Source organism: Novosphingobium sp. (assembly GCF_036803765.1).
Lineage (GTDB): Bacteria > Pseudomonadota > Alphaproteobacteria > Sphingomonadales > Sphingomonadaceae > Novosphingobium.
Genome location: NZ_DAIRTS010000029.1, coordinates 1 through 24713 on the forward strand (window position 1 = coordinate 1; position 24713 = coordinate 24713).

21 protein-coding genes are annotated in these 24713 nt (G+C 66.9%); 14 read left to right on the forward strand and 7 right to left on the reverse strand.

Features of this window, described 5'->3' with window-relative positions:
* Positions 1 to 919, forward strand: a 919-nt coding sequence (locus V7Q48_RS15745) for a CPBP family intramembrane glutamic endopeptidase (RefSeq protein ID WP_333839487.1), incomplete at its 5' end; no start/stop codon positions are given.
* A gap of 7 nt (positions 920 to 926) precedes the next feature.
* Here V7Q48_RS15745 and V7Q48_RS15750 read toward each other — a convergent pair.
* Entirely contained in the window at positions 927 to 1850 is a 924-nt protein-coding gene (locus V7Q48_RS15750) for a LysR family transcriptional regulator (protein ID WP_333839489.1), read from the reverse strand.
* A gap of 120 nt (positions 1851 to 1970) precedes the next feature.
* Between V7Q48_RS15750 and V7Q48_RS15755 the strand changes: the two genes are divergently transcribed.
* On the forward strand, positions 1971 to 2852 hold the full coding sequence (locus V7Q48_RS15755; RefSeq protein ID WP_333839491.1) for an N-acyl homoserine lactonase family protein: 882 nt from the start codon (positions 1971 to 1973) through the stop codon (positions 2850 to 2852).
* Between the two features lie 32 nt (positions 2853 to 2884).
* Complete coding sequence (locus tag V7Q48_RS15760; RefSeq protein ID WP_333839493.1) at positions 2885 to 4108, forward strand: MFS transporter; 1224 nt, start codon at positions 2885 to 2887, stop codon at positions 4106 to 4108.
* Here the strand turns inward: V7Q48_RS15760 and V7Q48_RS15765 are convergent.
* On the reverse strand, positions 4089 to 4472 hold the full coding sequence (locus tag V7Q48_RS15765) for a response regulator transcription factor (protein WP_333839496.1): 384 nt from the start codon (positions 4470 to 4472) through the stop codon (positions 4089 to 4091). The two genes, V7Q48_RS15760 and V7Q48_RS15765, sit on opposite strands and share 20 nt — an antisense overlap.
* Positions 4473 to 4857: 385 nt before the next feature.
* On the opposite strand from V7Q48_RS15765, the gene V7Q48_RS15770 reads away from it, so the two are divergent.
* The 5 genes from V7Q48_RS15770 to V7Q48_RS15790 all read left to right on the forward strand — a co-directional run bounded on the left by V7Q48_RS15770 (position 4858) and on the right by V7Q48_RS15790 (position 11268).
* Positions 4858 to 5469, forward strand: a complete 612-nt coding sequence (locus V7Q48_RS15770) for a response regulator transcription factor (RefSeq protein ID WP_333839499.1) — start codon at positions 4858 to 4860, stop codon at positions 5467 to 5469.
* Between the two features lie 173 nt (positions 5470 to 5642).
* Positions 5643 to 6152 (forward strand): (2Fe-2S)-binding protein, encoded by a 510-nt coding sequence (locus V7Q48_RS15775; protein ID WP_333839501.1) that lies wholly within the window; start codon positions 5643 to 5645, stop codon positions 6150 to 6152.
* A complete protein-coding gene (locus V7Q48_RS15780; protein WP_333839504.1) occupies positions 6145 to 8346 on the forward strand; it encodes a xanthine dehydrogenase family protein molybdopterin-binding subunit in 2202 nt (733 codons plus the stop codon). The genes V7Q48_RS15775 and V7Q48_RS15780 overlap by 8 nt, the downstream gene beginning before the upstream one ends.
* Positions 8343 to 9662, forward strand: coding sequence for a c-type cytochrome (locus tag V7Q48_RS15785; protein ID WP_333839506.1), 1320 nt, complete (start codon positions 8343 to 8345; stop codon positions 9660 to 9662). The genes V7Q48_RS15780 and V7Q48_RS15785 overlap by 4 nt, the downstream gene beginning before the upstream one ends.
* A 142-nt stretch (positions 9663 to 9804) precedes the next feature.
* Positions 9805 to 11268, forward strand: a complete 1464-nt coding sequence (locus V7Q48_RS15790; RefSeq protein WP_333839508.1) for a catalase — start codon at positions 9805 to 9807, stop codon at positions 11266 to 11268.
* Positions 11269 to 11343: 75 nt separating this feature from the next.
* On the opposite strand, the gene V7Q48_RS15795 is transcribed toward V7Q48_RS15790, so the two are convergent.
* From V7Q48_RS15795 to V7Q48_RS15805, 3 genes are all read right to left on the reverse strand, one after another.
* Positions 11344 to 12294: a ThuA domain-containing protein gene (locus tag V7Q48_RS15795; RefSeq protein WP_333839510.1), complete on the reverse strand. Its 951-nt coding sequence runs from the start codon at positions 12292 to 12294 to the stop codon at positions 11344 to 11346.
* A 40-nt stretch (positions 12295 to 12334) separates the two neighbouring features.
* Complete coding sequence (locus tag V7Q48_RS15800; protein WP_333839513.1) at positions 12335 to 13675, reverse strand: MFS transporter; 1341 nt, start codon at positions 13673 to 13675, stop codon at positions 12335 to 12337.
* Positions 13676 to 13794: 119 nt separating this feature from the next.
* Positions 13795 to 13980 carry a hypothetical protein gene (locus tag V7Q48_RS15805; RefSeq protein ID WP_333839515.1) on the reverse strand — a complete coding sequence of 62 codons (186 nt, stop codon included), beginning with the start codon at positions 13978 to 13980 and terminating at the stop codon, positions 13795 to 13797.
* Between V7Q48_RS15805 and V7Q48_RS15810 the strand changes: the two genes are divergently transcribed.
* The 6 genes from V7Q48_RS15810 (at position 13973) to V7Q48_RS15835 (ending at position 23256) form a co-directional block, all read left to right on the forward strand.
* Positions 13973 to 14404 carry a nuclear transport factor 2 family protein gene (locus V7Q48_RS15810; protein ID WP_333839518.1) on the forward strand — a complete coding sequence of 144 codons (432 nt, stop codon included), beginning with the start codon at positions 13973 to 13975 and terminating at the stop codon, positions 14402 to 14404. The two genes, V7Q48_RS15805 and V7Q48_RS15810, sit on opposite strands and share 8 nt — an antisense overlap.
* Before the next feature lie 212 nt (positions 14405 to 14616).
* Complete coding sequence (locus V7Q48_RS15815; protein WP_333839520.1) at positions 14617 to 16911, forward strand: TonB-dependent receptor; 2295 nt, start codon at positions 14617 to 14619, stop codon at positions 16909 to 16911.
* 246 nt (positions 16912 to 17157) lie between these two features.
* Positions 17158 to 17787, forward strand: a complete 630-nt coding sequence (locus tag V7Q48_RS15820) for a gluconate 2-dehydrogenase subunit 3 family protein (protein ID WP_333839523.1) — start codon at positions 17158 to 17160, stop codon at positions 17785 to 17787.
* A 16-nt stretch (positions 17788 to 17803) separates the two neighbouring features.
* Complete coding sequence (locus tag V7Q48_RS15825) at positions 17804 to 19480, forward strand: GMC family oxidoreductase (protein WP_333839525.1); 1677 nt, start codon at positions 17804 to 17806, stop codon at positions 19478 to 19480.
* Position 19481: 1 nt separating this feature from the next.
* Entirely contained in the window at positions 19482 to 20900 is a 1419-nt protein-coding gene (locus V7Q48_RS15830; protein WP_333839528.1) for an MFS transporter, read from the forward strand.
* Positions 20901 to 21120: 220 nt separating this feature from the next.
* Complete coding sequence (locus V7Q48_RS15835) at positions 21121 to 23256, forward strand: PAS domain-containing sensor histidine kinase (RefSeq protein WP_333839531.1); 2136 nt, start codon at positions 21121 to 21123, stop codon at positions 23254 to 23256.
* A gap of 88 nt (positions 23257 to 23344) precedes the next feature.
* On the opposite strand, the gene V7Q48_RS15840 is transcribed toward V7Q48_RS15835, so the two are convergent.
* Complete coding sequence (locus V7Q48_RS15840) at positions 23345 to 23887, reverse strand: carboxymuconolactone decarboxylase family protein (RefSeq protein WP_333839533.1); 543 nt, start codon at positions 23885 to 23887, stop codon at positions 23345 to 23347.
* Between the two features lie 251 nt (positions 23888 to 24138).
* Positions 24139 to 24570: a response regulator transcription factor gene (locus tag V7Q48_RS15845; RefSeq protein ID WP_333839536.1), complete on the reverse strand. Its 432-nt coding sequence runs from the start codon at positions 24568 to 24570 to the stop codon at positions 24139 to 24141.
* Between the last annotated feature and the right edge of the window lie 143 nt (positions 24571 to 24713).

Consider the following 24713-nt stretch of genomic DNA (forward strand, 5'->3'; position numbering starts at 1 on the left):
CCCCTTACCCGCCCGCCGAGTATCGACCTCCCCCAGGCCCGATCCGCTGGCCTGGCGCCTGCCGCCGGCATCCGGCGTGTTGCGAGCCGGGCCATGGCAGATCGCGCGCCGGCTCGGCTGGCTGCTGGCCGTGCTGGTCGTGCTCGTGGTGATCCTGTCGCTCCAGTCGATCGCGCGCAGCGTGACCGATGATGCCGGCGTGATCCTCGCCCTGGCCTTCGTGACCGTGGTGCTCGCCTACGGCGCCTATGCCCTGCTGGTGCGCGCGGGCGAGAACCGCGCGCCTTGCGAGCTGGCGTTGCGCCGCGCGCCGCGCGAACTGGTCGAAGGCATCGCGATCGGCGGTGCGATCATGGGGGCCACGGTCGGCGTACTGGCGCTGACCGGCCTGTACCAGGTGACCGGCGGCGAGTGGACCGATTGGGCGCACGACATCCGCGAATGCCTCGGCACCGGCCTGCTCGAGGAACTGCTCGCCCGGCTGGTGATCTTCCGCATCCTTGCCAGCGCGCTGGGCGTACGCTGGTCGCTCGCGCTATCCGCCGCGCTGTTCGGCGGTGCGCACCTCGCCAATCCCGGCGCCACGCTCGGCTCGGCGCTTGCCATCGCCGTCGAGGCGGGCCTGACGCTGGCGGCGTTCTATCTCCTGACCGGCCGGATCTGGACTGCGGTCGGCGTCCACGCCGGCTGGAACTTCGTGCAGGGTGCCGTCTTCGGCGCGACGGTATCGGGCATGCCGGCCAGCGGCAGCCTGCTGGTGAGTGTCCCGGCTGCCGGCGCGCCCGCCTGGCTCAGCGGCGGCCGCTTCGGCCCCGAAGCCTCGCCGGTGGCGGTGGTGATCGGCCTCGCCGTCTTCGTCCTCGTCATCCGCCGCGTGGCGCGCGAGGCAGGAGCGCTGGATCTTGCGCCTGCAAATTGATGGGGGCCTAGTCGAGTGGCAGCGTCGCGGTCAGTGCCGTGGCGTTGATCCGGGCCAGGTCCTGCTGCAGGCGCGGCATCACGAAATCGAGGAAGCTGCGAGTCTTGAGCGGCATCGGCCCCGCGCCGGTGTAGACGATCGACAGTGGCAGGGGATCGGGTTCGTAATCCGGCAGGAGCACCTGCAAGCGGCCAGCCGCCAGTGCGGGCGCGGCGTGGTAGAGCATCACGCGAGCAAAACCGACACCGTCTGCCGCCGCGTCGACTGCCCCCTCGCCCGAGTTGACGAGAAGACGCGGCCCTATGCGCACGGCAGCACCGTTGAAATGCCAGAGCGTACCGGGTTCGTTGGTGTCGATGCCAATGCAGGGCATGGCCGCCAGGTCGGCCGGCGCTCGTGGGACGCCCGTCGTCATGATGAGGCCCGGACTGCCGACGACCACCCAGCGCATCGGCCCGACCCGCCGTGCGATCAACTGGCTGTCGGCCAGGACGCCGATCCGCACGGCCAGGTCGATGCGCTCGCCCACCAGGTCGAGCTGCTGGTCGGTCAGGATCAGGCGGGCCGAGATCGCGTCGTGCCGGGCCAGGAATTCGCCGACAAGCGGCAGCACGTGACGGCGGCCGAACGAGGTGGGTGCGGTGACGACGAGCGCGCCGCGCGGCGTGCGATATTCGCCCGTCGCTTCGCGCTCCGCCTCGCCCACCTGCTCGAGAATGGCACGCGCGGAAACGAGATACGCCGCGCCCGCGGCGGTCAGCTCGAGCCGGCGCGTTGAACGGTTGAGCAGGCGGACACCGAGGTGCGCTTCCAAGTCGGCAAGTTTGCGGCTGATCGTGGGCAGCGGCATGCCGCGCTTGCGCCCGGCGGCAGACATGCTGCCCGCATCCACCGTTTCGACCAGCAATGCCATGGCTTCAAGGCGGTCCATCACCCTCTCATATTCCGGAATGGTAACTTGCTCAATGCCTGGCTTATTGCATCGACATGAGAGGCATAGATCCGGCTGGCAAGCACGGCACACCACCATGTGCCCGTCAGGAGACCTCACATGGCACTGAAGATCTATCCGCTGAAGTACGGCCAGATGGAAATCGACTCGAGCATCATGGTGATGTTCCGCGACCCGGGCAAGACCGTCACGATCCCGGTTCTGGGCTACCTCATCCTCGGCGGCGAAGCGCCGGTGCTGGTCGATACCGGCCCGCGCAGCGAGGCAGACGTCAACGCGCTGGGCTATCCCTACCGCGTCGCTCCCGAGGACGAACTCGACTATCATCTGGCGCAGCACGGTTTGAAGCGGTCGGACATTCGCCACATCGTGCACACCCATGCCCATCTCGATCATGCCGGTGGCAGCTTCAATTTCCCGATGAGCACGCAGGTCAGCCTTACGCGCCAGGAAATGCAGTTCATGGCCTCGGGCATCATGGGCCCGGGCATGTATACCGCCGACGATACCAAGCACTTCATCGACCGCCTGCACACCAAGGGCGCGCTGCGCCTGTTCGATGTCGACGGTACGTTCGAGGAAGAGATCATTCCCGGTGTCGCCGTCCAGATCTCGGGCGGGCACACCCCGGGCTCGATTTCCGTCCTGGTCGAGACCGAGGAGGGCATCGCCAACATCTGCGGTGACATCGCCTACGATTTCACTGACCAGATCATCAATCCCGGGCTGGACATCGCGGCGCACGAGCCGACGATCACGGGCAACCACGCGATGAGCACGCTGGCCGAAAAACGTGCGATCAAGCGGGCTCTGGCGATCAGCCGCTTCCTGCTGCCCGGGCACGACCTCCCCGCCCTGGTGCAGGGCGGCAAGATCGTCGGCTTTGCGCACGACGCCATCTCCAACCCGCTTGCCGACGTGACGAAGGCCAGCAGCTATACCCCGCTGCTGAAGGCGTCCGGGTTCGGACTGTTGGCGTGAGCACACCGGTGCCATGGGCCGATGCAAATACCGTGAAGGCGGGCGCACCGGTTGCGCCCGTCCTAACCGGCGGGGCCCTGGTCACGGTCGGCCTGGCCTGCGCGGTCTGCGTCGCGAATGCCTATTACGGGCAGCCGCTGCTCGCAGACATTGCACGCGGGCTGGGTCTGTCCCCGCGCCTGGCGGGACTGGCGCCGACGATGACGCAGGCGGGGATCGCGCTGGGCATGGAGTTCCTGTTGCCGCTGGGGGACCGGATCGACAACCGCGTTCTGGTCACCACCCTGCTCAAGGTGCAGGCGCTGGCGCTCGTGCTCATGGCGCAAAGCACAGATGCGCCCGTCTATCTCGGCGCTGCGCTGCTGGCGGGGACGTGCGGCATCGTCACCTATCTGCTGCCTGCCTATGCCACCCGGCTCGTCAGCCCGGACAGACGCGGAAGCGTGACGGGCGCCTTGGGCGCCGGGATCATGCTTGGGATCACGCTGGGGCGATCGATGGCGGGTATCGCCGGACAAGCGCTGGGCTGGCGGGGGGTATATGCCGCTGCAGCCGTCGCAACGCTGCTCGTCGCGCTGGTGTTGCAGCGGGTCATGCCGCGCACCCCGGCGCTGGTCGTGGCTTCTTATCGATCGCTGTTGGCGTCGCTGGCCACGCTTGCGCGCACCGTGCCGTTGCTGCGGCGGGCGACCGTGCTGCTGGCACTGAGCTTCGGGTTGTTCAACGCGCTGTGGATCGGCCTGGCACTGCGTCTGCAACAGCCGCCCTTCGGCCTCGACACGCGGCGCATCGGATTGCTCGCGCTGCTGGCGGTCAGTTCGGTCGTGGCGGCACCCCTTGTCGGGCGGTTGGCGGACCGCGGCGGCATGCGGCTTGCGCTGCGCGGGGCGACGGTCATCACGCTCGCCGGGTGGATCGCGCTAGTGGCGGGGGGAGAGACCTATACCGGCGTGGTGCTGGCCATGCTGCTGTGCGGCACGGGCGCTACGGCGAGCGACGTGGTGTTGCGTAGCGCGATCTACGGACACGCGCCGGAACAGCGGATGCGGATGAACGCAGTCTATTCGACCGGCACCTTCATCGGTGGCAGTGTTTTCTCACTCATCACGCCGCTCGGTCTGGGACAGCTTGGCTGGTACGCGGTGGTGGTGGGCGGTATCGCGGTCGCATCGCTGTTGCTGGCACTGTCGTGGCGCGCCCTGCCCGGGCGGGACCGACCGGCGCCGAAAAGCGAACTCAGGTCAGGATTGTCCTGATCGCTGCGATGAGTTCGCCCGGCGAGAACGGCTTGCGCAACAGCCGGCTGACACCGGCACTGCGGGCGCGGCGCTCGAGGTCGGGGCTCGGGAAGCCGGTGACGAGGATCACCGGGAGCGTCGGCGTCAGCCGCTCCGCCAGTTCGAGCCCCGATGTGCCCGGCATCTGCATGTCGGTGATGACGCATGAGGGGGGCGTCGTGGGCGGTTGATCGAGATAGGCATCGGCCGACGCAAAGGTCTGGCCGACGCAACCGATGCTGTCGATCAGCGCGGCTAGGGCGGCCCGCACGTCGTCGTCGTCTTCGACGATCGCGATCTGGGGTGGCTGATCGAGGCCGGCTTCAATCCAACGGTCGGGCACGCTCGAGCTTCCCCTCGTGTTACTTCCATCTGTTCCACGCCCAGCGGGGCTAGCGATCGGCCTTGCAATTCCCATGGTGGAATCGGCAGGCCCGCTTGTGCCGCAGCCCTGCGGATGCTTGCACCTCTATACGCACCAGAACCCGATTTGCTGCATCATCCCGGCCCATCCGACGGGAAACCCATACTCGAGTATGAGCCATCGGCGGGGCCGGTCGTCTGGTCAAGTCGCGGAACGCGCGGTAAAGTACTAAGAGCGGCTATCACGCCCCGAAGGTGCCCCCATGACCCTTGCACGAATGACTGCCCCCACGGGAACACGTGCCCCTTCGGGCCAGAACGCCCCTTCCCCCATCAAACCTGCAAGCGGCGCGGTCGGTTCCGGCATGGCCGCAGAACCGCCCCTCGTGCTGGTCGTGGACGACGACCCCGACGTGCGCGAAAGCCTGGTCGACATGTTCGCCTCAGTACGAATCGAGGCGCGCGCCTTCGAGTCGACCGCCGCACTGCTCGCCCACGGTTTCCCCGCGCGTCCCAGTTGCCTCGTGCTCGACCTGCGCCTGCCCGGATCGGGCGGGCTTGAACTTCAGGCGCAGCTTGCCGCGCAGCATGTCGTGGTGCCGATTGTATTCATCACCGGCCATGCCGATGTGCCGACGTCGGTGCGCGCGATGAAGGCGGGCGCGGTCGATTTCCTGCCCAAGCCGTTCCGCGAACAGGAATTGCTCGACACCGTGGCCGAGGCGCTGCGCAAGGACGGCGAGCGCCGGCTCGGCGACGGACAGCGCGAGGCGGTACGCCGGCTCGGCGAAGGGCTGACCCCGCGCGAGACCGACGTGTTGCGCGGCGTGGCGCGCGGCCTGCTCAACAAGCAGATCGCCTACGAGATGGGCATCTCCGAAATCACCGTGAAGATGCACCGCTCGAGCGCGGGGCGTAAGCTCAAGTCGGTCTCGGTCGCCGACATGATCCGCAAGATCGAGTTGCTCGACATCTGAACAACCGCCTGCCGCGACGGCAGGCTTTCCGATCCCATCCCCACCGCAAGACACGGCTGCGCACGCGTGCCCGTCGTCCGTGCCACCCGGCCATCCGGCGCCATACGCATGTATGGCTGTCGGCCGCAGGGCCCGGGCCATAAACCTTGCGCAGCCTGACAAGAGGAACGACCATGCCCGCCATCAGCATCAATGGAACTGCCCACGAGGTCTCCGTCGATCCCGACACGCCGCTGCTGTGGGTCCTGCGCGATACGCTGGGCATGACCGGCACCAAGTTCGGCTGCGGCATCGCGCAGTGTGGCGCCTGCACCGTCCATGTCGACGGCCAGCCGGTGCGCTCCTGCCAGGTGCCGGTGGGCACGGTGGGCGACAGCAAGGTCGTCACGATCGAGGGCATCGGTGCCAGCGATCCCGGCGCCCGCGTGCAGAAGGCCTGGCTCGACCTCGACGTGATCCAGTGCGGCTACTGCCAGTCGGGCCAGATCATGTCGGCCACCGCGCTGCTAACAAGCACGCCCAACCCCACCGATGCCGACATCGACGGTGCCATGGCCGGCAACATCTGCCGCTGCGGCACCTACGTTCGCATCCGTGAAGCGATCAAGGCCGCCGCTGCCCAGAAGACTGCCGCCAAGAAAACTGCCGACGCCGGCGAACAGGGAGCCCAGGCCCATGCATGACACCACGCTCACGCGCCGCAACCTGCTGCGCACCGGCGCCATCGGCGGCGCCACGTTGCTGGTCGGCGTCAACCTGCGCACCGCCGCCATCGCCGCAGCCGGTCCTGAGGCAGGTGCGATCTCCGGTGCCGCTTTCGCCCCCGATGCCTTCATCCGCATCGGCACCGACGGCAAGGCCACGCTCATCATGCCCCAGACCGAGATGGGCCAGGGCATCTACACCGCGCTGGCAATGATCATCGCCGAAGAGCTCGACCTGCCGCTCGATGGCGTGACGCTCGAGGCCGCGCCGGCGAGCGACAAGCTCTATGGAAACCCGATCTTCGTGGTCCAGGCGACCGGCGGCTCCACCTCTGTCCGTGGCTACTGGATGCCGCTGCGCAAGGTGGGCGCCAGCGCCCGCGCCATGCTGGTCCAGGCCGCCGCACTCCGCTGGGGCGTCGCGCCGTCGAGCTGCCGCACCGAGGCGGGCCGCGTGCTGCACGACGCCAGCCAGCGCCAGGCTACCTATGGCGAGCTGGCCGCCGCGGCCATGCGCGAAACGCCGCCGGCCAGTCCCGTGCTCAAGGACCCGGCACAGTTCCGCCTCGTCGGCCATTCGCGCCATCGCATGGACACGGCCGACAAGGTGAACGGCGCGCTCAAGTACGGCATCGACGCAATGCCGACCGGCGTGCGCTATGCCTCGCTCATGTCGACCCCGGTGCTCGGCGGGAAGATCGCCAAGGTCGACGATACCAAGGCCAAGGCGCTCAAGGGCGTTTCGCAGGTGATCGTGCTCGACGACATGGTCGCCGTGATCGGTGAGACCACCTGGGCCGCGATCCAGGGTCTCGCCGCGCTCGACGTGACGTGGAACGAGGGGCCGATGGCGGCCGTCTCCACCGCCACGATCCGCGACGCATTGCACAAGGCGGCGCAGCAGGACGGCCTCGTCGCGCTCGACCAGGGCGATGCACTGGCCAAGCTGCGCGATGGCGCGGTCATCACCCAGACTTATGAACTGCCGATGCTCTCGCACGTGGCGATGGAGCCGATGAACTGCACGGTCAGCCTCAAGGGCGGCAAGTGCGAGGTATGGATCGGCACGCAGGTCATGACGATGGCGCAACGCGCCGCCGCCGAGGAAGCCGGTCTCGCCCCCGACCAGGTCACGGTGTACAATCACCTGATCGGCGGCGGTTTCGGTCGCCGCCTCGAAGTCGACATGGTGCGCCGCGCGGTGCGCATCGCCAAGCACGTCGACGGACCCGTCAAGGTCACCTGGTCGCGCGAGGAAGACGTGGCCAAGGCGCCGTATCGCTCGGTCTATGCCGCCGTGCTGCGCGCCAAGCTGGAGGGCGGCAAGCCCGCCGCCTGGGCGCACAAGGTGGTCGGCCCCGCCGTGATCGGTCGCTGGCTACCCCCGGCGTTCGACGGCAAGATCGACATGGACGCCGTCGATGGCGCGGCGGAAACGCCTTATGATTTCCCCGCCCAGCACGTCGATTTCGTGCGACACGAGCCGCAGGGCTTCGTCAACTGCTTCTGGCGCGGCGTAGGTCCGAATCTCAACGTCTTCGCCACCGAGAGCTTCATCGACCGCATGGCGCGCGAGGCGGGCACCGACCCGCTGGCGTTCCGGCGGTCGCTGATCGGCAAGCAGGCGCGCGCCCGCGCTGTGCTCGACCTGGCCGCCGACAAGGCCGGTTGGGGCAAGCCGCTGCCCGCGCGCAGCGGTCGCGGCATCAGCCTGCAATTTGCGTTCGGCACCTATCTGTGCACCGTCGCCGAAGTCAGCGTCGCCGATGACGGTGCGGTGCGCGTGACGCGCCTGACCACGGCGGTCGATTGCGGGACGCCCATCAATCCCGATGGCATCGTCGCGCAGATCCAGGGCGGCACGCTGTTCGGCCTGTCGGCTGCGCTCTATGGCGAAATCACCATGGCCAACGGCCGGGTCGAACAGAGCAACTTCAACGACTACCGCGTGGTCCGCATGGACGAGACGCCGCAGATCGAGGTCCATGTCGTGCCCAATGGCGAGGCACCGGGCGGCATCGGCGAGCCGGGCACGACCTCGGTGCAGGGTGCGGTGGCCAATGCCATCTACGCTGCCACCGGCGTTCACCTGACGCGCATGCCGATCGACCCTTCGCTGCTCGCCAAGGGCAAGGGCATGGGCAAGGGCAAATCCGGGGCGACCAAGGCATGAAGCGCGCCGCGCTGGTCGTCACGGCCGGGGTTCTGGCCGCCGCCGGCGCGGTGACCGCGCGCATGGTGTTCCTGCCGGGCGCGCTCGACTTTGCCGGCGGCACCCAGGTCGACCTCGCCCGCTATGCGGGTGCCTCTCCCACGGGCGTGCCGGCCGAGATGGCCGGTGCCGACCCGGTGGCCAAGGGCAAGTACCTGACCGAAGCCGCCGATTGCGAGGCGTGCCACACTGCCAAGGGCGGCAAGCCCTTTGCCGGCGGGCGCGCCTTCAAGCTGCCGTTCGGGACGATCTACACGCCCAACATCACGCCCGATCGCGAAACCGGGATCGGCGCTTGGAGCGATGCCGAGTTCCTGCGCGCGGTGCACAAGGGCGTCGGCCGCGATGGCGCGCGGCTTTACCCCGCCTTCCCTTACGCCTCGTACACGCAGCTGACCGACGCCGACGTGCTCTCGATACGGCACTATCTGGCGACGCTTCCGGCGGTCAGGCAGGCCAATCTGCCCAACACCTTTGGCTTTCCGTTCAACCAGCGCTGGCTGATGACCGTCTGGGGTGCATTCTTCAATCCCGACCAGCGCTTCCGCCCCGTGGCCGAACGCAGTGCGCAGTGGAACCGCGGTGCTTACCTCGTCGAGGCCGCAGGACATTGCGGCGAATGCCATACGCCGCGCAATCTGATGCAGGCGATGAACACGCGGGCCAAGTTCGCCGGGGGCCAGGCCGAGGGCTGGAATGCCTATAATATCACGAGCGATCGCCAGAGCGGCATCGGTGCGTGGAGCGATGCCGCGCTGGGCCAGTATCTGGCGCAGGGCTTCGCACCGGGCCATGGCGCCGCATCGGGCCCGATGGACGAGGCGGTCCGCCTCAGCACCAGCCGCCTGACGCCGAGCGACACCGCGGCGATCGTCGCCTACATGCGCACGATCCCGGCCATCGCCAGCAATGCCTCCCCGGCCATGGCCGGCCCGGCCTCCGCCAGCCTGAGTGCTGGCCCTGCGGACAACCCGCAAGGCAAGCTGATCTATGCCGGCGCCTGCGCGGGTTGTCATGGCTGGACCGGCAAGGGGGCGATGCCCACCCAGCAACTGACCGGCAACCGCGCGGTCAACGACCCCACCGGGGCCAACGCCGCGCTGATCGTGCTGCAGGGCATGGGACGCTACGGCACGCACGGCGCCTATATGCCCGCTTTCGGCAAGACCTATGGCAATGCCGATGTCGCGGCGGTGGCCAACTACGTCACCGGGCGTCTCGGGGCACGCGCGTCCAGGCTCGATGCGGGCGACGTGGCAAGGCTACGCGAGCAGTAGGGATTTTGCGGGCATATATAATGCCCAAATAGATCTGCTACACCCCATCGTATAGTTCATCGCGTTCGAAATATCCAATACGCTGGCAGGGTGGAGCGATACAAAGCTCCGGCCTATTCATCTCCCAGCACAGGATATTGCCATGACGGAAGAGCTTTCCGCGCTGTCGCACGCCACCGGCGCGCCGGTGAATGACAACCTCAACACCATGACCGCAGGCCCGCGTGGCCCGGCGCTGCTTCAGGATGTCTGGCTGATCGAGAAGCTGGCGCACTTCGATCGCGAAGTGATCCTCGAGCGCCGCATGCACGCCAAGGGCTGGGGCGCACACGGCACCTTTACCGTCACCCATGACATCACGCGCTACACCAAGGCCGCGATCTTCGCCGAGGTCGGCAAGCAGACCCCGATGTTCACTCGCATGTCCACCGTGGCGGGCGAACGCGGCGCCGCCGATGCCGAGCGCGACATCCGCGGCTTCGCGCTCAAGTTCTATACCGAGGAGGGCAACTGGGACATCGTGGGCAACAATACCCCGGTGTTCTTCTTCCGCGATCCACTGCGCTTCCCCGACCTCAACCACGCGATCAAGCGCGACCCGCGCACCGGCCTGCGTTCGGCCGACAGCAACTGGGACTTCTGGACGCTCTTGCCCGAGGCGCTGCACCAGGTCACGATCGTCATGTCCGAACGCGGCATTCCGGCCTCGCTGCGCCACATGCACGGCTTTGGCAGCCATACCTACTCGATGGTCAACGCCGCGAACGAGCGCGTCTGGGTCAAGTTCCACTGGCGCAGCCAGCAGGGCATCGCCAACCTGACCGACGCCGAAGCCGCCGCGATCGTCGCCAACGACCGCGAGAACCATGGGCGCGACCTGCTCGCCGCGATCGACGGCGGCAATTTCCCCAAGTGGACGCTGTTCATCCAGGTCATGACCGAGGACCAGGCGCGCAGCCATCGCCACAACCCGTTCGATGTGACCAAGGTCTGGCCCAAGGGCGAATACCCGCTGATCGAGGTGGGCGAGATCGAACTCAACCGCTATCCGGACAACTACTTCGCCGAAGTCGAGCAGGCTGCGTTCTCGCCCGCCAATGTCGTGCCGGGCATCGGCTATTCGCCCGACCGCATGCTACAGGCCCGGCTGTTCTCGTATGGCGACGCCCAGCGCTACCGGCTTGGCGTCAACTTCAACCATATCCCGGTCAACGCGCCCAAGTGCCCCTATCACAGCTATCACCGCGACGGGGCGATGCGCACCGACGGCAACCTCGGCGCGACGACCAGCTACTGGCCCAACAGCCGTGACACCTGGCGCGGTGCCGAGCCGGCGCTGGCCGAGCCGCTGCTGGGCCTGGACGGCGATGCCGGCCACTGGGACCACCGTGTCGACGAAGACCACTTCGAGCAGCCGGGCAACCTGTTCCGCCTGATGAACGACGCGCAGCGCGAGGTCCTGTTCGCCAACACCGCCCGCGCGATGGGCGATGCGCGCCGCGAGGTGAAGGAGCGTCACGTCGCCCACTGCCTGCGCGCCGATCCGCGTTATGGCGAGGGCGTCGCGCGCGCGCTGGGCATCGACCTGGCCATCGCCGCGGAATGAGCCGGCGATGAGGGCGGGGGCGGCTAAAGTCAGCCGCCCCCGCCTTCGTGCCTCGCTTCCTGCTTGGTCGGCCTCCTACTTCGTCGGATAGTCCTTGGCCTCGTCCTCGACCGGCAGCGTCACCGCGCCGGTGGCGGCCCATTCGGTGCCGCGCAGGATCAGGGTCTGCAGCGGCTGGAAGTGCAGCGACACCTCGTCATGGCCCAGCGTGATCGAGAACACGCGGCCCTTGCCATAATCGGCGGTCCAGACCTGCGGATGGTCGGCGTCCATGCCCTTCATCTTGGCGAGCTTGTCGGGCGTATAGGCGGCGAAGGGATACTTCGGCCCGGTCAGGCGCGGGTCGTAGCTGGCCGAGGTTTCGTGCGCGGTCGCCAGCACGTGGATCTTCGCCTCCGGATCCATGCTCATGTTGGTGTACATGTCGTCGTTGTAGGTCCACACGAACTCGCGCATGCCCTTGGTGATCGGGTGGTCGCGGTCGATGATGTGCACCGGGAAGGCTCCCGGAGGTGCGCGACGGCTCTGGCCGGGCACCATGGCGGCGCCGATCAGGCGCTTGTATTCAGGAATGTCACGGCCCCAGGTGAAGGCGGAGTGATAGGCGACGAGCCCACCGCCTTCACGCACGTACTGGTAGAGCGCCTTGAACGCCGCATCGGACCACAGGTGCTGGTCGGGATCGGCATAGTTCCAGCGGCTCGAATAGTTGAGCAGCACCACGTCGTAGGCCTTGAGCATGGCGAGGTCGCCCTGGTCGAAGTCCTCGGTCACGCGCAAGTCGAAGCGCTTGGTGTCCTGCATCATCGTGCGCAGCATGTTGTTCACGCCGGTCCAGTCGTGCTCGTAGCTGTTCTGGCCGCTGATGATCAGCACCTTGAGGCGCTTTTCCGTGGGGTTGGCAGGGATCACCACGCGCTGCACGGTCTCGGGCGGGCGGTAGGGCACGGTGACGATGACCTGCGCCGAAGCGATGGACGGCAGGGCGGCGGCGGCCATCAGGCCGGCGGTGAGAAAGCGACGCATCAGGTATCTCCCGGTTTGTTTATCGTTGGGGGCGAGCAAGTCAGGCCGCGCGCGCGGCGATGTCCGCGCGGATGGTCGCGTGGAGGCCGTCCATCGGCCAGGACCAGGCGACGCCGGCCTGGACAGCCAGCAATACGGCCGTGCCCGCGTAGTAGAACCAGCGGATCGCCGCGGCAGCGCCCGGCGTCACGGCCTCGGCGCGATAGGCGACTGCGGCGAGCAGGAAGGCGATGCTCGCCGAACCGATCGCCATGCCGACCTTGGTGGCAAGGCTCACGCCGGCCGAGAGGATGCCCTCGTTGCGCGTGCCGAAGCGCCACTCGTGATAGTCGACCGCGTCGGCGACCATGTTGTAGGCCGCCGTGATCGTGATCGAGCTGGCCAGCATGGCGCCGAGGTAGCAGGCGATGAACGCGGGCGGGCTGGCTTCGAGCATCGGGAGCACCAGGAACAGCGCGGCGGCGAGCAGCAGCACGGTCACGCAGCCGCGGCGCAGCCCGAGGCGGCGGAACACCGAGGGTGCGACGAACGAGGACAGCAGCAGCATCCCCGCCACCGCCGGCAGCATGATCGAGATCATCCAGGGCCGGTGCAGCACGTCGATCGCGAAGTAGGGCGTGGTCGCCATCATCGCGCCGAAGCGGATGAAATAGACGAGGCAGAACGCGAACGAGACCAGCCAGGCCTTGTTGCGCACCATCGCGCGCACCACCGGGCCGACCGCGGCCTTGGGCGCGCCGACGAAGCTGACCCGCTCCTTGCAATTGCGGAACAGCGCGAAGACCGCGACCAGCGAAATGCCCGCGAACAGCACCGCCACCGCCTGGAAACCGCGCTGCTCGTTGCCGCCGCCGAACAGGCCGACCAGCGGCATCGTCGCTGCGGTGCCGAGCACGACCGAGACCGACGTGCCGACAGAGCGCATGCCGCTGAGGCGGATACGGTCGTCGGGACGCGGGGTCATCATCGGCATCAGCGCGGTATAGGGAATCGAGCCCAGCGACATGATGATGCCCAGCGCCTTGAAGGTCAGGAAGGCGTAGGCAAGGCGGACGAACTCGCTGCCCGCCGGCACCATGAACAGGGCCACGAACAGCACGGCGTAGGGCACCGCGGTGAAGAGAAAGTACGGACGGGTCCGGCCCCAGCGCGTGTCGGTGCGGTCGATCGCCACACCCACCAGGAGGTCGATCACCGCGTCGAGCAAGCGCGCGGTCAGGAAGATCGTGCCCACCCCGGCGGCCGGCAGATGCGCGACGTTGACGTAGTAATAGAGCAGGAAGGCGCTGGCCATGTTGTAGGGCAGGCTGAAGGCGATGTCGCCCATGCCATAGCTGAGCCGCTCGGTCAGGCGCAGGGGTTCGGCGGTCGTGGCAGTCATCGGCCTTCTCTCCCGTGGATGCGCCCGGCCATTGCTGCACAGGTCGCCAAGCTGGGGCGCGCACGGAGAATCGACATTGCCAGTGCGCGCCCGCTCATCTATTAGAACGGAAATTACTATTACATATAAGAACGGTAAACGGGCTTTGGCAACGGGAATCTGACCCACGCCTCCAGCACCGCGGGAGAGACTTGTATGCGCAGATCGACGAGGGTGCCGGGCACCGGCGGGACCATATCATTCGCGGTCTTGGCACTGGCCGCAATGACGGTTTCATCCGTCATGCCGGGGAGCGCCATGGCCAAGGCCCGCCCGCCTGCAGCAGCGCGGGCACCGGAATTCGCGCGAGCACGCGAGACGGCGCGCAACCGAGTGATCGTGACCGATTTTGCCCGCCTGTTCTACACCGAGCGCAACGTGCGCACCGCATTCGCGCGCTATGTTGCGCCGGATTACATCCAGCACAATGCAGGCATGGTCGACGGGCGCGATGCGGCGGTGGCGGCGCTGGCGCCGATGTTCGCCGCGCCCGGCTCGCGCTTCGCAATCAAGCGGATCCTCGTCGATGGCGACATGGCCGCAATCCATCTCCACGGGCGGGGCGGCGCGGAAGGTCGCGGCGCGACGGTGGTCGATCTCTATCGCCTCAGCCACGGCAAGATCGTCGAGCACTGGGACGTGCTGCAGCCGATCGATGCGCAAACGGTCAACCCGCACCCCTATTTCTGAACGCGATCCGGTCTGCCTCGACGGCGCCAAATCCGCCGGCAGGGCCGTGGACGGACACGGTTTGGCACGACGTCGCGAAATTGGAATTAGCATTCTTGACAAGCCGCACAGAAATATAGAACATACATTCCAATAACCCCGCATCGATTCGATGCAGGCAAGAATCCGGCGCCCATGGCGCACGAGAACATGAGAGGGAGGAATCGCCGATGATGAACCAGGCTCTTCGCACCATCCTGCTTGGCACTGCCTGCAGCATGGCCGTTGCTGCACCCGCTTTCGCGCAGCAAGCGCCGGAAGACACCACCACAGCCGCACCCGAAATCATCGTTACCGCGCAGAACCGCCGGGAAAGCCTGCAGAACGTCCCCATCGCGATCTCGGTCGTCACGGGTGAAGCGCTGGCCTCCAGGGGCGTGACCGACTTTACCTCGGTCCAGAAGGTATCGCCGGTGCTCAACGTCACCAGCGACACCAACAACACCCGCGTCTCGGTGCGCGGCGTCGGCTCGCTGACCAACAACGAGGCGCAGGACCAGTCGATCGCGGTCAACATCGACGGCGAATACATCAACCGCCCGACGATCCTGAACGCCGCCATCTTCGACCTCGACCGCGTCGAAGTGCTGCGTGGCCCGCAGGGCACGCTGTATGGCCGCAACTCGACCGGCGGCGCGGTGAACTTCATCACGCGCAAGCCCGGCGACAAGTTCGCCGCCAACGGTTCGGCCACCTACGGCAACTACAATGCGGTGCTGGTCGACAGCGGTATCGACCTGCCGTTCGGTGACATCGGTGGCGTGCGCGTGTCGGGCTTCTACCGCCGCCATGACGGCTATACCCGCAACACCGGCACCGTGTTCAGCCCGACGCCGGCCTTCGTGCCCAATCGCGCGGCGCGCAGCGACGACGACAACACCGGCGGCGGCCGTATCAGCCTGCGTCTCAAGCCGACCACCGGCCTGACCATCGACGCGGCGGTCGAGCACATCGTGCAGGATCTCAAGATCTCCACACAGGCGTGGCAGGACATGACGGCACCGGGCAACAACCCGGGTACTAACCCGGCTGCCTGCTCCAACGGCTGGACCTCGATCGGCACCGTGCCCGGCGGCATCCAGTGCCTGCCGACCAACACCAACGTGCTCTCGAAGATCGACCGCGAAGCCTATGCCTCGCCGTTCACCGGCACCGGCACGCTGCACCAGGAATCGACTGCGGTGCGCGGGCGCATCGCCTATGACCTGGGCGGCGCGACGCTGACTTACACCGGCGGCTATCGCTACACCCTGAACCGCGGCGGCAACGCCCTGTCGCCGGCGTTCTACTTCACCAACTTTGGCGCCAACGTCGCCACGCAAAGCCACGAGTTGCGCCTCAACGGCGTGACCAGCGGCGTGCAGTGGCAGTTCGGCGGGTTCTATTTCCGCGAGAAGCAGAACACCAACGGCGGTCTCTACTCGCCGTTCATCGCCGCCAACGGTTCCTACGTGAACTACTTCCGCCACCCGACCCTGTCGGACAGCGCCTCGCTGTTCGGCCAGGTCGAAGTGCCGGTGACCGAGCAGCTGACGGCCGTCGTCGGCGGCCGCTACACCTCGGACAAGCGCAACGCGCAGTTCCAGAACTACTTCTTCGCCTTCAACAGCGGCCCGATCGAGCTGACCAACCAGCCGAGCGCGACCACCCCGCTGCACTACTCGGGCTCGAAGTTCACCTGGTCGGCGGGCCTCAACTACAAGCCCAACAGCGACGTCCTGGTCTATGGCAAGGTCTCGACCGGCTACAAGGCGGGCGGCTTCGACGGTGCGGGCACGAAGTTCAATCCCGAGAACAACACCGCCTACGAAGCCGGCACCAAGCTGACCTTCGGCCGCAACACGCTGAACCTCGCGGGCTTCTACTACGACTACAAGGACCTGCAGAACGACGTCCTGCTCAACCCGGTCGTCGGCGCCCAGACGTTCAACGCCGGCAAGGCGCGGATCTACGGCCTCGAGGCCGAAACCGTGCTGCGCCCGAGCAGCAACGACACGATCACCGCGTCCGCCAGCCTGCTGCACGCCAAGTACGTGACGTTCCTTGCCAGCGTGCAGTCGTACAACATCGGCAATGCGCCCACCGCGCCGCAGACGATCAACCTCGCCGGCTACCGCATGCCGCAGGCGCCCAACTTCGTCTTCACGCTGGGCTGGGACCACGTCTTCGACATGGGTTCGGCGGGCACGGTGACGGCCTCGGCCTTCACCCGCTACAAGGGCGACTACTTCCTCGATTTCTACAACTACAACGACTCGCACCAGAAGGAGCGGACGCAGACCGACTTCAGCCTCGAGTACAAGCCCGAGAACAAGCGCTTCAGCGTGCAGGCCTTCGTGCGCAACATCGAGAACTATCGCTCGATCGCCTATGCCGGCAACACCGTCGTGCCGGGCGTCGCCAACATCTACAACTGGCAGTTCAGCCCGCCGCGGACCTACGGCGTGCGCCTCGGCTTCGACTTCTAAGAGGTGGACGAATGCGCCGTCTCCCGCCTGCGGGGGCGAGTGGGGGACGGCGCAACCCTTTTTTGTCGTTCGTTGTGCCAGGTCATTTGTCGACAGCCCTGGAACGAACGGGCGACCTGACAAAATGCTTTTCTGGCGGGTCTTTACATCAAACCCGCTCGCGCTGAGCCTGTCGACGCGCCAATCCAAAAGTATGCTGAACTATCGATGCCCCCTGCGTTCCGCCCCCCGATCGAGGTCCCCCGCATGACCCATTTCCCGACCTGGTCCCGACGCGATGCCATCCGCATGGCCGCATGGCTTACCGCCGCTGCCGGAACCCCGGTGGCAGCGCGCAGCGTCGTGCGCAAGGCTGCGCGAGGCGGTCCCGTACTCAAGGGTGATTCCGCGTTCCTCGACGCCGTCAGCCAGACCATGATCCCGCGCACCGCGACGCCGGGCGCAGGCGATGTCCATACCGGTGCCTTCGTCGCCATGGCATTGGCGCACGGCCTGCACGGTGCGCGCCAGCCACTGGCGGCCGACACGACCTCCGCGCTTCGCGCTTATGCCCGCCCCGACGGCAGCCTCGATCACATCGCCTGGCTGCGCGGCGCGCTGGATCGGCGCGCGGCGCCCTCGTTCCTGGCCGCCACGCCGGCAAGACGCCACACCGCCTTGGCGGCACTCGATGCCGAAGCTTTTGCGGCCGGTGGCGACCATCATCCGTGGCACGTGGTCAAGGCTCTGATCCTGACCGGCTACTACACCAGCGAGGCCGGCGGCTCGCAGGAGTTGCGCTACGAGGCGGTCCCCGGCCGCTACGATCCCGACCTGCCGGTCACCCCCCAGACCCGCGCGATCAGCAACGACTGGACCGCGGTCGATTTCGGCTGAGGAAGGCCATACCCCCATGGATTTCGATGCAATCGTCGTCGGCTCGGGCATCACCGGCGGCTGGGCCGCCAAGGAACTGACCGAGGCCGGCCTCAAGGTGCTGATGATCGAGCGCGGGCGCGAGATCGTGCACGGGCAGGACTATACCACCGAGATGAAGGACCCGTGGGACATGCCGTTCCGCGGGGAGGGCGACAAGGCCCTCTATGACCGCGAATACCAGGTGCAGAGCCGCAACCGGCATTTCACCGAATATACGCAGAACCACTTCGTCAACGATGCGCAGAACCCCTACGTGATGGGAGATGGCACCGACTTCACCTGGTTCCGCTCGTATCAGCTGGGTGGTCGTTCGCTGACCTGGGGGCGCCAGACGTATCGCTGGTCGGACTACGACTTCGGGGCGAACAAGCGCGACGGTCACGGCACCGACTGGCCGATCCGCTATGCCGACCTCGCGCCCTGGTACGACAAGGTGGAGCAGTTCATAGGCGTGTCGGGCGCCAAGGAGGGGCTCAAGCAGCTGCCCGACGGGCAATTCCAGCCGGGCATGGCGCTCAACGTCGTCGAGCAGCATGCCCGTGGCGCCATCGCCCAGCGCTGGCCCGAACGCGTGCTGACGATCGGGCGCACCGCCAACATGACCGAGGCCAAGCCCGACGAAGGGCGGACCGCCTGTCAGAACCGCTCGATCTGTGCGCGCGGCTGCTCGTTCGGCGCGTACTTCTCGACGCAATCCTCGACGCTGCCCGCCGCACAGAAGACCGGGCGCCTGACCGTGATCACCGATGCGGTGGTCGAGGCGCTCGACCATGATGCCGCCACCGGCCGCGTGACCGGCGTGCGCTACATCGACACCAAGACCAGGACGCGCCGCACCGCGACCGCCAAGATCGTGTTTCTCAATGCCGGCTCGTTCAACTCGGTGCAAATCCTGCTCAATTCTGGCGGCGAGCGCGGTCTCGCCAACGGCAGCGGCGTGCTGGGCACGCACATCATGGACCACGCCAACACGCTGTCGGCCATGGCCATGATGCCGGGCTTCGAGGGGCATACCACGTTCGGCAACCGCCCCACCGGCGTCATCATCCCGCGCTACCGCAACATGGATACGATGGACGGCGTCGGCCACACCCGCGGCTTCTCGTTCCAGGGCGGCGCGCTGCAAAGCACCTGGACGCAGGGCAATCGCCTGGCCGGCATCGGCGAGGACTACAAGGCCAAGCTGCGCCAGCCGGGGCCGTGGCGCATGGTGCTGGTCGGTTTCGCCGACTGCGTCCCGCGCGAGACCAACCGCCTGACGCTCGACCGCAGCCGCACCGATCCCAATGGCCTGCCGTTGCTCAAGGTCGACTTTGCCTTCGGCAAGGAAGAGCTGGCGGCGCTGGCACAGGCCAAGGCAGAGGCAAGCGAGATGCTGACCGCCGCGGGCGGCAAGGTGATGATGGGCTTCGACCGGCCCGGCCCGGGCGGCACCGCGATCCACGAGATGGGCGGCGCGCGCATGGGCCACGACCCCAAGACCAGCGTGCTCAACAAGTGGAGCCAGGCGCACGAGGTCCCCAACCTCTTCGTCACCGACGGCGCCCAGATGAGCTCGTCGGCCTGCCAGAACCCCTCGCTCACGTACATGGCGCTGACGGCCCGTGCGGCCAACACCGCAGTCGGCATGCTGCGCGAAGGCAAGATCTGAGGTGATCGCGCCCGAGACCATGACCGAGCGCCAGAAGACCCTGGCGCTGCTGACGCTGATCATCGCGTTGGTTCTGGAGATCATCGACACCACGATCGTCAACACCGCGCTGCCGCAGATCAAGGCCGGTCTGCACACCAATGGCGAGGAAGCGCAATGGATCGTGGCCGGCTATTCGCTGGCCTTCGCGCTCCTGCTGATGGCGGGTGGACGCCTCGGCGACAGCTACGGGTATCGCCGGATGTTCCTGATCGGCGTGACCGGGTTCTCGCTGGCATCGCTGGGCTGCGGCCTGGCGACGAGCGGCACGCACCTGGTGATCGCGCGCCTGCTGCAGGGCGCCACCGGCGCGATGATGGCCCCGCAGGCGATGGCGATGATGCAGGTGCTGTTCGCGCCGCTGGAACGCGTGTCGAAGATGGCGCTGTTCGGGGTGATCGGCGGGCTCGCCGCGATCGCGGGGCCGATCATCGGCGGTCTGCTGCTGCAGGCGGACGTGTTCGGGCTCGGCTGGCGCGTGCTGTTCCTGATCAACTTGCCGGTGGGCATTCTGGCGGTGATCGCCGGGCGCGCATTCCTGCCCAGCGCCCGGTCGAGCCATCCCGCCGGCAACGACTATGGCGGGATCGCGCTGTTCGGTGCGGCCATGGCGGGCCTGCTCTGGCCGCTGATGCGCGCCGAGACTCACGGCCTCAATGCCATGGCCTGGGCGAGCCTCGTGGCCGTGCCGCTGTTCGGCTGGGCCGGCTGGCGCCATGTCTCTGCCCGCGTCGCGACCGGGCGCCCTGTCCTGTTCGCGCCTGCGCTGTTCACGGTGCCGAGCTTCCGCCTCGGCCTGACGATGTCGATCTCGGCGTCCGCCGCAAACGGCGGCTTCCTCCTTGTCCTCGCCTTCGCCCTGCAATCCGAACGCGGGCTGAGCGCGCTCGCCACCGGGCTCTACCACATGCCGTTCGGCCTCGGCGTCATGCTGGGCATCGGCTTCCTGGGTCGCAAGCTGTTGCCGCGCATCGGCCGCTGGATCCTCGTCATCGGCGCCGGGCTGATGGCGACAAGCGGCACGTTCGCGCTCGCCGGCGTCACGGCGATGGGTCTTTCCGACACCTGGCTGGCGCCCTGGCTCGTACCGTGGCTGGTGCTGTGCGGTGCCGGCATGGGCATGACCGCAGGCTGCATCGGCCCGGTCACGCTGGCCCAGGTCGATCGCGACCACGCCGGCGCCGCCAGTGCCCTTCTCAAAACCGCGCAGCAGCTCGGCATCGCGTTGGGCGTGGCGCTGGTCGGCAGCATCTATTTCGCTGTCGCCTCCGCCGGGATGGCAGCCCCCTCGCTCGCCGCAGCGCTCGGTGTCGACGCGCTGCTGGCCATCTGCCTGCTGGCAGCGCTGCGCCTGCCCGGAAACATTTTCGCGGCTCATTAGGCGGCAAACTTCCAACCCTCCCCTTGTCGCGGCAAAGGCCGGGTGCATGGGCGCCGAAGCGTCGTGTACAATGCGTGACCCATCCATTGGCATCGCTGGCTAAGATGTGCGGGGCGCGATATGTGTCATCGCGGAAAGAAGCCGCCATGACAGGTGGTTGGAATCGGAGCGGCATGACGGATCGACGGCAGGATGGCTGGCTGCCAGGGCATCGCGCGCAATGACGGGCGCCGCCCTGCCACTCGCGCTGGCGTTGGTCACGGGCGTGGCGGCGGGCACCTGCGGGACGCTGTGGTACGGCCAGCGCCGCGTTCGCGCGATCAAGTGCGCTCTGGAGCGCAGCCGCTCCGAAGTGGAACTGTTCGCCAACTCGGTTCCGTTCGTCTTGTGGCGCTCCAATCCCGCCGGGCATATCCAATACCTCAACCAGAGCTGGACGCGTGTTACGGGACTGGACCGCTGGAGCGTGCTGGCCGACGCGCGCTATAACGATGTCGTCCATCCCGATGACATTGCGATTCTCAACGAAACGGTATCGGCCGCCATAGCCAATCAGACGCTGACCGATCTCAAGGTTCGCGTCCGGCAGGCTGACGGCAGCTATCGCTGGATGCAGATCTACGACACTCCGGCCGTGTCGCCGTTGACCGGCGAGGTCGAGCGGTTTGGCGGTCTGTCCGACGTCCACGCCGAAGTCATGGCCAAGGAAGAGTTGCAGGCCATGCGGCAAAAGCTGGAGAGCAGCCAGGCCGAACTGGTGAATTTTACCGATTCGGCACCGCTCATCCTGTGGCGGGCCGATATCGACGGGCGGATCGATTTCTGGAACCGGCGCTACGGCGAAGTGACCGGTCGGGCCTTCACCGGTCCGATCGCGGTCGAGGATTATACCGAGGACTTTCATCCCGAAGACCGTGCCGGGTTCATCGAGCGGCTGCGCGCTGCCTTTTCCGTTCAGCACGCGCTGCATGCCAGCGTCCGGCTGCGCCACGCCAACGGGGCCTATCGCTGGATGGCAGTGGTCGGCAGGCCGGCTTTTTCCGCCAAAGGTTCAGGCGAGGTGCGGTATTACGGCTGCATCTTCGACATCCACGACGAGGTCATCGCGCAACGCCGCCTGCGCGAATTGAACGAAACGCTGGAACAGCGCGTCACCGAGCGGACCGAAGAACTGATGCAGACCGAACTGCGCTATGCGCGGCTGTTCGAGGTCAGCAACATGACCTTCGCGGAAATGGATTTCAGCGACGCGCATACCATCCTGGACGAGATGCACGCCAATGGCGTGACCGACCTGCGCGCGCACATGGCGGCCCATCCCGAGGATCTGGCACGCGCGCTCGGCGCGGTGCGGACCACCCGCGTAAATGCAGCGCTGGCCCGGCTGATGGGATATGCCAGCGTCGAGGAACTGGTCGAAAATCCTCCGCAGGCCAATGCCGATGACGGCGCCGAAGTGCTGCTGCGCCAGCTGGAAATGGCGTTCTACGGAACAGAACAGATCGATGGACGCACCGTGCTGACCGGGCGCGGCGGGCGCCGCATTCCGATCTATTATGCAGTCATGCGCTTGCCGGGCGGGTTGCACCTGTCGAGCCACATCGATCTGTCGGAGCAGGAACGGATCGAAGGCCTGCGTCGGGCAACCCAGGCGGAATTGGCGCGGGCCAACCGGGTCGCCACCGTCGGCGCATTTTCCGCCTCGATCGCGCACGAGCTGAACCAGCCGATCACGTCACTGGTGATGGACGCCCAGACCGGCCTTCGCCTGATTGCGCGCGGAAACCCCGACACGGACGCGCTGACGCGAATCCTCCAGCGTGCGGAACGCACCGCGCAGCGCGTGGCCGCGATCGTCCACCGCACGCGCGAGACGATCATGGCGGGCCGCCGCGCCGTCGAGGTGATCGACGTCTGCCAACTGGCGAATGAAACGCGCGATTTGCTGGCGCTCGATCTGTCGCGGGCCTCCGTCGAACTGGAGATCCTTTGCGACACGGGCCTGGCCAAGGTCGCCGGCGACCGGGTCGAGCTGCAGCAGGTGTTCGTCAATCTCGTGACCAATGCGGCGGACGCGATGCGCGATCAGCCAGCGGGCACGCGGCGCATCACCATCACGATCGTCATCGAAGGCGAGATCGTGCGCGTTCGCGTGGTCGATGCCGGCCCCGGCATCCCCGAGGCGCATATCGAGAAGCTGTTCGACCCGTTCTTCACCACCAAGGCGGCGGGCATCGGGATGGGGCTGCAGATTTGCCGTTCTGCGGTCGAGGCCATGGGCGGCCAGCTGACGGTGGCCAACGCACCGGATGGCGGGGCCTGCTTTGCCTTCGACCTGCCGCTGATGGCCGATTAGCGAAAAATCGGCCTTGTCGGCCTTCGCCCAATAACGCCCCACCCACCTTGCGGCGGGCGAGGCGCCATCGACGTGGCCTGTAATACGATCAGCCGTTCACGCCTTCGACCGCCGGAAAATCGACGTCGGTGCGCGTGACGTTGTTGATCATGTTGGTCAGGAAGCTCTTGGCGACATTGGCGACGATCTCGAGGATCTGGCCATCGTCGTATCCGGCATCACGCACTTCGGCGAGGTCGGTATCGCTGACGCGGCCGCGCGTCGCGGCGACGGCGCGGGCGAAGCGCAGCGCGGCATCGAGCTTGGCATCGTCGGCCTGGCCCAGCTTGGCCGAGGCGATGTCCTCGGCGCTGAGGTGCGCGAACTTGTGGCCGGTGTAGGTATGCGCGGCGGTGCAGTATTCGCAGCCGTTGACCCCGGCGGTGGTGAGCGCGATGCCTTCGCGGGTCTTGGCATCCAAGGTCTTGCCAAGGCCTGCCTCGAGTGCGCCGTTGATCGCCATCACCGCCGGGCTGTTGGCCAGCACCGCGAAGAAATTGGGCGTGAAGCCCAGTTGGCGCGTCACGCCGTCCAGCGTCGGCTGGGCGGCGGGGGGCGCATCGTCGCGGCTCATGATCTTGAGGCGGGCCATCTTGGTTCTCCGAGTGATATGCTGTCAGGCATTGGACGAAAGGGTGTGCCGGGCCGGTTCGCGGTGCGTTTGTACGGGGTCGGCACCACGATCGGGGCGGGGGACAGAGACCGGCCCGGACGCTGTCGAAAGTGCCTCCGCAAAGGGGCGCGCGACAGGTCTATCTAGGTGTATCGCTCCCCTCCCTTGGTAGGGTCTACGGCTGGAAAAGAAGGGCCGGGCATCAGGGGATACGCCACAATCGGCGGCTATCAGGAGGCAGGACGCCCCATCATCGTCCCAAGGGCATCGATCAGGCGCTCGGAGCCGAACGGCTTGCGCAAGAAACAGTGCACGCCCGCCGCATGGGCCTGCCGCTCGATCACGGGTGTCGCAAATGCGGTGATGAGGATCGACGGGATCGCACGGGACTGAAGCACCTGGATCAATTCGATCCCGCCCATGCCCGGCATTTGCAGGTCGGTGATGACGCCCGCCAACTCGCTGAGCCCGGCAAACGCCAGCAGCGCTTCGGCCGATCCGAACGCCCGGGTGGCATAGCCATGGCTTTCCAGCATGGCCTCGAGCGCGCTGCGCACGTCCTCGTCGTCGTCGACGATCCCGATCGTGAACGCGTTGCAGAAGGATGCCGCGGGGCCAAGTGAATCGACGCTGCCCTGGTCGGGAGGCGGGGCGCTGGGCACTGACATGATCCTTTCGTCACGGATCGTTCCGAACGGTGCTGCGGCATGCCAACGCATGAAATCGCATCTTAGGTTCAGTCCTTGTCCGCTACTATTTTGCCCATGGATAGACAGCTTTAGGGCGGACACCCCTTGTGCCGGGC

Excerpts from the sequence above, each read along its gene's own strand:
- V7Q48_RS15750 (WP_333839489.1), bottom strand. The coding sequence starts at position 1,850 with ATGGACCGCCTTGAAGCCATGGCATTGCTGGTCGAAACGGTGGATGCG.
- V7Q48_RS15755 (WP_333839491.1), top strand. The coding sequence starts at position 1,971 with ATGGCACTGAAGATCTATCCGCTGAAGTACGGCCAGATGGAAATCGAC.
- V7Q48_RS15770 (WP_333839499.1), top strand. The coding sequence starts at position 4,858 with ATGGCCGCAGAACCGCCCCTCGTGCTGGTCGTGGACGACGACCCCGAC.
- V7Q48_RS15775 (WP_333839501.1), top strand. The coding sequence starts at position 5,643 with ATGCCCGCCATCAGCATCAATGGAACTGCCCACGAGGTCTCCGTCGAT.
- V7Q48_RS15780 (WP_333839504.1), top strand. The coding sequence starts at position 6,145 with ATGCATGACACCACGCTCACGCGCCGCAACCTGCTGCGCACCGGCGCC.
- V7Q48_RS15785 (WP_333839506.1), top strand. The coding sequence starts at position 8,343 with ATGAAGCGCGCCGCGCTGGTCGTCACGGCCGGGGTTCTGGCCGCCGCC.
- V7Q48_RS15790 (WP_333839508.1), top strand. The coding sequence starts at position 9,805 with ATGACGGAAGAGCTTTCCGCGCTGTCGCACGCCACCGGCGCGCCGGTG.
- V7Q48_RS15795 (WP_333839510.1), bottom strand. The coding sequence starts at position 12,294 with ATGCGTCGCTTTCTCACCGCCGGCCTGATGGCCGCCGCCGCCCTGCCG.
- V7Q48_RS15800 (WP_333839513.1), bottom strand. The coding sequence starts at position 13,675 with ATGACTGCCACGACCGCCGAACCCCTGCGCCTGACCGAGCGGCTCAGC.
- V7Q48_RS15810 (WP_333839518.1), top strand. The coding sequence starts at position 13,973 with ATGGCCAAGGCCCGCCCGCCTGCAGCAGCGCGGGCACCGGAATTCGCG.
- V7Q48_RS15815 (WP_333839520.1), top strand. The coding sequence starts at position 14,617 with ATGAACCAGGCTCTTCGCACCATCCTGCTTGGCACTGCCTGCAGCATG.
- V7Q48_RS15820 (WP_333839523.1), top strand. The coding sequence starts at position 17,158 with ATGACCCATTTCCCGACCTGGTCCCGACGCGATGCCATCCGCATGGCC.
- V7Q48_RS15825 (WP_333839525.1), top strand. The coding sequence starts at position 17,804 with ATGGATTTCGATGCAATCGTCGTCGGCTCGGGCATCACCGGCGGCTGG.
- V7Q48_RS15835 (WP_333839531.1), top strand. The coding sequence starts at position 21,121 with ATGACGGGCGCCGCCCTGCCACTCGCGCTGGCGTTGGTCACGGGCGTG.
- V7Q48_RS15840 (WP_333839533.1), bottom strand. The coding sequence starts at position 23,887 with ATGGCCCGCCTCAAGATCATGAGCCGCGACGATGCGCCCCCCGCCGCC.